The 6,702-nt window shown below is 60.7% G+C and carries 5 protein-coding genes; all 5 read left to right on the plus strand.

The features are described from left to right. Positions 1-467 precede the first annotated feature (467 nt). On the plus strand, positions 468-2,684 hold the full coding sequence (locus AAC126_RS21200) for a PAS-domain containing protein (protein WP_339857287.1): 2,217 nt from the start codon (positions 468-470) through the stop codon (positions 2,682-2,684). 169 nt (positions 2,685-2,853) lie between these two features. Further along, positions 2,854-3,342, plus strand: coding sequence for a hypothetical protein (locus tag AAC126_RS21205; protein ID WP_339857288.1), 489 nt, complete (start codon positions 2,854-2,856; stop codon positions 3,340-3,342). Between the two features lie 20 nt (positions 3,343-3,362). Next, positions 3,363-3,965 (plus strand): ferric reductase-like transmembrane domain-containing protein, encoded by a 603-nt coding sequence (locus AAC126_RS21210; protein ID WP_339857290.1) that lies wholly within the window; start codon positions 3,363-3,365, stop codon positions 3,963-3,965. A gap of 131 nt (positions 3,966-4,096) precedes the next feature. Then, a complete protein-coding gene (locus AAC126_RS21215) occupies positions 4,097-5,446 on the plus strand; it encodes a glutamine synthetase family protein (protein ID WP_339857291.1) in 1,350 nt (449 codons plus the stop codon). Then, positions 5,446-6,702, plus strand: a 1,257-nt coding sequence (locus tag AAC126_RS21220; RefSeq protein WP_339857292.1) for an FAD-binding oxidoreductase, incomplete at its 3' end; no start/stop codon positions are given. The genes AAC126_RS21215 and AAC126_RS21220, both read left to right, overlap by 1 nt.

Consider the following 6,702-nt stretch of genomic DNA (forward strand, 5'->3'; position numbering starts at 1 on the left):
CGTATGGACTGGAAGTCGTCGATAACACTTTGCTGCCAGCGGCGGAGCTTCATGATTGAAAACTATTCTTTCTTTTATAACTGGATAGCCAGTGCTCTCTGACTAATGCCAACGCATCTTGGCTTCGGGGAAGCTTAATAGACCAATATCGCGCAAATTTCGCTTTGCTTCACCCGAACCCTCGCTCCGCACCGTTCAGGTATGGGATTTGAGAGGGCTTTGCCGGGCCGACCTGCATAGGTACGGGGAAATCCCGAAGAATTCAAATATCAAGCAGCACGGTGACAGCGCTCGTCCGGGATCGCGGCGCGGGCTGGCCTGAAAATGTTCCGGTTTCTTGATGTTTTCGCGTGACCGGCGGGTTTCAAAAATTTGATATGAATCAAAAATGAACAGGTGGGTTTTAATTCATTGCTAACCACATCTTTGTAGGATTGCCACCTACCCGAGAACAAGAGCGCCGTAATATGTCCCGAGTTGTGCTTCGCCCCGTGGTGCTGTTTTTGACGGTGATGACGATCGTTATCGCCGTGACCATCGCTGCCGGTACCGCCGGGATTGTGACCGTCGATATCATTCGTGGGTATAGCAATGGCGCCACCTATTATTCGAAGGGACACCTGAGCGCGATAACGGCCCTGTACCGGTTCGCACGGACCGGAGAGGAACGTGATTATGAAGTATACCGCAACCGTATTCACCCAACCTTAAGCACCGGAGTGGCACGGGAGGCGCTCGACGCCGAGGACATGCCGATCCAGAACAGCTATCCCTTTCTCATTCAGGGAAATAATCATCCGGATGATGTGGGCGGGCTGGCATGGCTGTATCGAGTCTTTAAGGAAACGCCACTGTTCAGTCCGGTGCTCGAGACCTGGGCCCTGGCAGACGAGCGGGTCAAACAGATCGATGCGCAGGCGGACCGGCTGCGGCATCTCATCCTGACCGAACCCGAAAACCTTGATGCCCGCCGTGAGGTGGTTCGCAATATCGAGCGGATCGACGCGGACCTGATCCGGCTGGAGGAGACCTTCTCGCTACAGCTGGGCTCCACGGCCCGCTTGCTTTCCTCTTATCTGTTATGGGGACTGGTGGCGCTGGGGCTGCTGCTGACGGTCTTGATCTGGGTGCTCGGCATTGTGATCGGACGCCGGCTGAAAGCCGCGCGCGATACGATACGAGATCGCGAATCCCGGTTGGCGGACATTGTCGAGGTCGCCGCCGATTGGGTTTGGGAGACGGATGCAGACCATCGCTATACTTTTCTGTCGCAGCGGTTCGAGCATGTTGTCGGGCTTTCGACGGCGGAATTTCTGGGCCGGAAGCGCACGGAGTTTGCACTCTCGGAAAGCGACGAGCATTGGCAGCGTCATCTCGATGATCTGGCCATGCACAGGCCGTTCCGTGGCTTCGAGTTTGTATTTCGGGGGCCGGATGGCAAGGACCGGCACTTCCGGATTAACGGCAAACCGGTGTTCGACGCGAACGGCTGCTTCATCGGATATCGCGGCACTGGCTCCGATATTGCGGAAGCGGTCGCAGCCCAGCGCGAAGTGGCAGAGAAGCAGGTGCTTCTGGAGGCGACCTTCCATCACATGGCCCAGGGCATCAGCGTGTTTGATGCCAACTTCACTGCGGTGGCCTTCAATCAGCATTTTCTGGAACTTCTTGATCTTCCGGAAGGACGGTTCGCGCCTGGTGATTCACTTGAGACGTTCGTGCGCTTCAATGCCGAGCGTGGCGAATACGGGCCGGGTGAAATCGATAAGTTGATCGCTGAACGAGTGGCGGAAGCCAGCCGGCTTGAGCCACGTGATTTTGAGCGCGTCCGTCCAAATGGCACGGTTCTGGAAGTATCCGGGCGGCCGCTTCCGAATGGCGGGTTCGTTACGACATATACCGATGTTACGGAGCGCAACCGGGTGACGGAAGAACTCCGTTCCGCAAAGTTTGCGGCGGAGATGGCCAATCAGGCGAAGACCCTGTTCCTTGCTAATATGAGCCACGAGCTGAGGACGCCGCTCAATGCGGTGATCGGCTTTTCCAGCTTGCTGACAAAGAAGTCCTTCGGTCCCCTGAGTGACCGTTATGTTGGTTACGCCGAAGATATCCAGCAGAGTGGCCAGCACCTGCTGTCGGTTATCAATGATATTCTCGATCTCTCCAAGGTCGAGATCGGACAGGTGGATGTGTCTCCGGAAGAGGTCTCACCCTGGGCTATCGCCGAGGGGTCCTTCCGCCTTCTCCAGCAGAAAGCCGATGCGTCAGGTATCGCTCTGGTCAACGAGACCCCTGTGGATGCGCCAGGTCTTTTTGCTGACAAGCGGCTGCTTAGCCAGATCCTCCTTAACCTGGTCGGCAATGCCGTCAAATTTTCGAACCGGGGCGGCACGGTCAGGGTTCGGTACGTGATGACCGCCGATGGTCGTGCTGGAATGGCGATACATGACGAGGGTGTCGGAATGGAGCCGGACCAGATCACCCAGGCCCTGCAACCTTTCGAGCAGCTTGATACAGGATATGCGCGGATGCACGAAGGCACCGGTCTGGGGCTCTCTCTGGTTCAGCGTTATCTGGACCTGCACGGCGGTGAGCTGTCGATTTCGAGTGAGCCGGACCGTGGTACGGTCGTGACAATCTTGTTCCCGGCTCCCTCAATCATGGCAGCGGCAGGCAGGTCGTAAGCGCTGTCAACGGATCGTCGTGCATGCTGGAGGGAGCGATCCTGCCGGGCGTCCGTATCACGAAGCCGTGAGTGCAGGTTATCGCGTGCTCCACACTTCCTAAATCAAAGAGGTCCGCATGAGCGCCATGGACCGGCGGTTCTCATGACGCCCAATGGGAGGATTTCGCATGTCCGTTGATCTGTTCACCCGCCGAGCCGTGCTCGTCGCTGGCGGCGCTGTCGCGGCAACCTGGGTTTCCGGCCTCCTTGCCCCCGCTTGGGCACAGGAGGTGGCGCCGACCCCCTCGATGCGTGGTGGCTCCAATAATTATATTCCCAATGCGCCGGTCGTGGACCGGATTGGGGGCGGGGGCTTCTGGATGACGGGAACCGTCCGCCGGGCGGGCGATGGCGCTCCGCTTCCGGGCCAGCGTATCCAGATCTGGGCACACACGACCGAAGGGTATGAGAGCGATCCGCACAGCCATGGCGCCACGCTTACCGACGAGAACGGGGAGTTCCGGCTGGAGATGCCGCAGATCGTTCCGACCTTTGGCCAGCCGCACGGGCATCTCGCCTATGACAGCGACGAATTCGAAACCGTCTTCCTACGCCCGGTCATGAAGAGTTCAAAGGATACCAGCCTGCGCGCTGATTTTGTCCTTAAGCCGGCTTGAGCGGGAAGCCTCAAAAGGGAATGAGCCCGGCCCGCAAAACCCTGAGCTGGGCCGTTCTCGCCATCGTCATTACAGTGCCCATCGCCGCGGCGGCGGCAAGTCCGCTGCATGCGTGGCGCGATCCGGTCTACATAGCGGCCGGGTTCGCGGGCATTATCGCGATGATCTTCCTGCTGCTTCAGCCTTTGCTGATTGGCGGATATCTGCCGGGCCTGTCTGGCCTGCGCGGACGGCGGGTGCACCGTATCATCGGTGGGGCTCTTGTCATGGCGGTGACGCTCCACGTCGCCGGCCTCTGGATCACCAGCCCCCCGGATGTGGTGGACGCACTTCTTTTCGCATCGCCGACCCCCTTTTCGGATTGGGGCGTGATCGCCATGTGGGCCGTCATCGCAACGGCGGCGCTGGCTATGCTCCGGCGGCGGCTTCGGTTGCGGCCGCGCACGTGGCGGCTCTGCCATACGGCTCTTGCGGCTGTGATCGTCCTGTGCAGCGTGGTGCATGCCCTTCTGATCGAAGGGACAATGGAGACAATGTCGAAGGTCGCGCTTTGCACTCTGGTTGTTCTGGCGGCAGTGAAATTGGGCGTCGACCTGCGCGTCTGGAGCTTGCGGCGGCCGTAGAAGATGTTTCCGGCTCGATTTTCCGCAGGAGCTTCTCAGCGCACACATATTGGATTTGACAGAATCCGAAAAGGCGCTGCAAATCATGGGTATCCCGCATTGATTTTCATGCGCCTGAGAGAGGCCCAATCGTGTCTGTCGACAATCTGAACAGCTTGCTGCTGGAAAATCCCGAAATCGAAGCCGTCTTCGCCTGCGTTTGTGACCTGAACGGCACGATGCGCGGCAAGCGCCTGCCCATTGAGCAGGCGGTGAAAATCCTCGGAGGCGGGCTGCGCATGCCGCTTTCTACCCTCAGCGTCGATGTCTGGGGTGAGGATATCGAGGGCAGCGAGCTTGTTTTCGAGACCGGCGATTCCGACGGGATTTGCGATTTCACCGGGCGCCCGATCGTTCTGATCAACTGGACCAACCGGCCCTCCGCGCTCGCCATGCTGTGGATGCGCGAGGAGGATGGCAAGCCGTTCTCTGGCGATCCGCGCCGGGCGCTGGCCGAGGTCGTCGAACGCTACAGGGAGCGGGGCCTGACCCCGGTGGTCGCGACAGAGATGGAATTCTATCTCTATGACCCGAGCGGCACGCAGCCGGAGCCGCCGCGCTCGCCGATCACGGACAAGCGGCTGGATTCCGATGGTGCGCTGTCGCTGGACGAGCTTGAGCATTTCGACGAGTTTCTGGACGATGTCTATGATGCCTGCGCCGAGCAGGGCATCCCGGCGGACGCCGCCATTTCCGAGAATGGCGCCGGCCAGTTCGAGATCAACATGGTGCATGTGGCCGACGCGCTGAAGGCGGCCGATGACGCGGTGCTTTTCAAGCGTCTGGTCCGGGGTATTGCCCGCAAGCACGGCCTTGCCGCAACCTTCATGGCGAAGCCCTACGGTGAGCGCGCGGGCAGTGGGTTGCATGTCCATTTCTCGCTGGAAAACGAGGCGGGCGAGAACCTGTTCGACGATGGTACAGACGAGGGTGCGCCGCTGATGCGGAACGCTGTCGCGGGCCTGCTGGCGACCATGCAGGAAAACACGCTGGTCTTCGCCCCGCACGAGAACTCTTACCGCCGCCTGCTGCCGGGCGCCCATGCGCCGACCAGCGTTGCCTGGGGCTATGAGAACCGCACCGCCGCCATCCGTATTCCGGGAGGCAGCCCCAAGGCGCGCCGGATCGAGCATCGCGTCGCGGGTGCGGACACGAACCCCTATCTGGTGCTGGCCAGCATTCTCGGCGGGGCCTTCATCGGTATCGAGGGCGAGATGGAGCCGGAGGAGCCGATCAGCGGCGATGCCTACAGCATGAAGCTGGATCACCTGCCGCTCGACTGGGCCACCGCGATCGAGGCCTTCCGGCGCGGCCGCAATGTCCGGAAAGTCTATTCGAAACGGCTGCAGACCATGCTGGTCGAAAGCAAGATGCAGGAGCTGAAACGCTTCGCCCGCCAGGTGACCGATTTCGAATATGACACGTATCTGGAGGTCGTGTGATGAGCCGCCCGGAGAAGATTTTCCATGGCGTGACGGCGCATACCGGCAGCTATTACGCCGCCAGTGCCAATCCGTCGCCGGAGCGCCCGTCTCTGAAGGGTGAGGTCACGGTCGATGTTCTTGTCGTGGGCGCGGGATATAGCGGTCTCTCGACGGCGCTGCATCTGGCCGAGAAGGGCCACAAGGTCGCGATCATCGAGGCTGCCCGGGTCGGCTGGGGGGCGTCGGGACGCAATGGCGGGCAGATCGTCAATGGCCTGAATGCCAGCCTGCAGACCATCAGGAAGCGCTATGGCGCGGATACCGCCAATTTCGTTGCCGGGCTGGTGCAGGAAGGCGGCGAGATTATCCGCGAGCGCATCAAGACCTACGACATCCAGTGCGACCTGAAAGAGGGCAACGTCTTCACCGCCTATACCGGCGCGCATATGCGTGAGCTGGAGGAGCGGCTGAAGCTCTGGCAGGGCTACGGCATCAACAACCAGGAAATGCTCGACAGGGAGCAGCTCCGCAAACATGTGAACTCGGACGTTTATGCAGGCGGCGTGATCGATCATTCCGGCGGTCACATGCATCCGCTTAATCTGGCGCTCGGCGAGGCCGCCGCGTTCGAGAAACTGGGCGGGGTGATCTATGAGCAGACGCCCGCCGTGCATGTTGATACCGAGGCCGCGAAGCCGGTCGTGAAAACACCGGATGGCTCAATCACCTGCACAACGCTGGTGCTGTGCGGCAATGCCTATCTCGGCCATGTGGTGCCCACGCTGACGGCGCGGGTCATGCCGGTCTCAACCCAGGTGATGGCGACCGAACCGCTGGGCGAGGAGCGGGCGGCGGGTCTGATCCCGACCGACGTCTGTGTCGAGGATGTGCGCTACATTCTCGACTATTTCCGCCTCTCCGCCGACAAGCGCATGCTGTTCGGTGGCGGCACGGTCTATGGCGGCACGGACCCGCACGATATCAGGGCCAAGCTGCTGCCGAACATGAACAAGGTGTTCCCACAGCTGAAAGGCGTGAAGATCGACTACGCCTGGAGCGGAAATTTCGCGCTGTCCTTCAGCCGCGTGCCCCAGATGGGCCGGATCGGCAACAACACCTACTTCGCCCACGGCTATAGCGGCCACGGCGTCACCGGCTCCCACACCTTCGGCCGCATCCTGTCGGAAGCCATCCATGGCGACCGCAGCCGGTTCGACGTGTTCGAAAACGTACCCTGGTACCCGTTCCCGGGCGGCCGGATGTTCCGGGTGCCC

The sequence above is a fragment of the uncultured Nisaea sp. genome, assembly GCF_963974195.1.
In the GTDB taxonomy this organism is placed as follows: Bacteria; Pseudomonadota; Alphaproteobacteria; order Thalassobaculales; family Thalassobaculaceae; genus Nisaea.

Excerpts from the sequence above, each read along its gene's own strand:
- AAC126_RS21200 (WP_339857287.1), top strand. The coding sequence starts at position 468 with ATGTCCCGAGTTGTGCTTCGCCCCGTGGTGCTGTTTTTGACGGTGATG.
- AAC126_RS21205 (WP_339857288.1), top strand. The coding sequence starts at position 2,854 with ATGTCCGTTGATCTGTTCACCCGCCGAGCCGTGCTCGTCGCTGGCGGC.
- AAC126_RS21210 (WP_339857290.1), top strand. The coding sequence starts at position 3,363 with ATGAGCCCGGCCCGCAAAACCCTGAGCTGGGCCGTTCTCGCCATCGTC.